Source organism: Candidatus Paracaedibacter symbiosus, from assembly GCF_000757605.1.
GTDB classification, from domain to species: domain Bacteria; phylum Pseudomonadota; class Alphaproteobacteria; order Paracaedibacterales; family Paracaedibacteraceae; genus Paracaedibacter_A; species Paracaedibacter_A symbiosus.
Genome location: NZ_JQAK01000048.1, coordinates 1 through 886 on the forward strand (window position 1 = coordinate 1; position 886 = coordinate 886).

The following is an 886-nucleotide window of genomic DNA, read 5'->3' on the forward strand; positions in this document are numbered from 1 at the left end:
GTTCAAAGTCGTGGCGCTATCGCTTTGACGAGACAGCTCAAGCAGGCCTTGGCACTCCTGGATGTGCGAGTGCTTGACCATCTGGTCATCGGCAGCCGGCCGTGCGTGAGCATGGCAGTACGGGGGCAGGCGTGACCTACTACGGCGTATTTTTGTTCAGCTATCGACTTACGAGGCTTATCAACCATTGAATGTGTTGATATTTTGAATTATTTATCAAATAATCGAGCTATCCGCAGTAATTTTGATAAAAATATTAAATGCAAACGCTGGTTGAACTTGGTGAGGCTGTGGCTACCCGGCGCCGCTCCCTTGGCTTGAAGCAGGGAGACGTTGCTGTACGCGCGGGCGTTCCCCAAGAGACGCTTTCCCGGTTCGAGCGGGGCAAGCTGGCCGAGTTCGGCTCCCGCAAGCTGCTCGCCGTACTGGCTGCACTCGGCATGGAGCTTCAGTTCTTGGAGGTCGGGGCATCCGGCTCACTCGATGAACTCCGCCGCGAGCGTGGGGGCAGTGCGTGAGCCTGTCTGTCCACGTGCTGGGCCGAGAGGTTGCCATGCTTGAAGCAATGGGCGACTTCAAAAGCAAGATGGTCTACCACGATGATGTGCCGCCGGAGGACTTCGTTTCCTTGACCATGCGCGTGCGGCGCGATCCTTATGTCTGGGACGATGTCCTGCATCCGGTCTTCCAGATGAACCTGCCGGAAGGCTACCTGTTGCAGGTGCTCCAGGAACAGTTTGGCCCCCACATCGGCGCCAGTCCGATGGCGCTGTTGTCGGTGATCGGCCGCAACATGATCGGCCGCATACAGGTCGCCCCACCCGGCGCGAACCTGGAAGAGCCGGCCAGACCAGTGGACGTTGCGGCGCTGTTGCAGGGCGACAAT

General features: G+C 58.4%; 3 protein-coding genes. All 3 read left to right on the plus strand.

All coding sequences use genetic code 11. The annotated features are described in order from the left end of the window. The first annotated feature begins 18 nt into the window (after nucleotides 1–18). Entirely contained in the window at nucleotides 19–135 is a 117-nt protein-coding gene (locus tag IG80_RS17150; protein WP_420887397.1) for a JAB domain-containing protein, read from the plus strand. 125 nt (nucleotides 136–260) lie between these two features. Continuing rightward, a complete protein-coding gene (locus IG80_RS0112210) occupies nucleotides 261–518 on the plus strand; it encodes an XRE family transcriptional regulator (RefSeq protein ID WP_032114299.1) in 258 nt (85 codons plus the stop codon). Nucleotides 519–532: 14 nt separating this feature from the next. Then, on the plus strand, nucleotides 533–886 hold a 354-nt coding region (locus IG80_RS0112215; RefSeq protein WP_269517206.1), incomplete at its 3' end, for a HipA N-terminal domain-containing protein.

Excerpts from the sequence above, each read along its gene's own strand:
- IG80_RS0112210 (WP_032114299.1), top strand. The coding sequence starts at position 261 with ATGCAAACGCTGGTTGAACTTGGTGAGGCTGTGGCTACCCGGCGCCGC.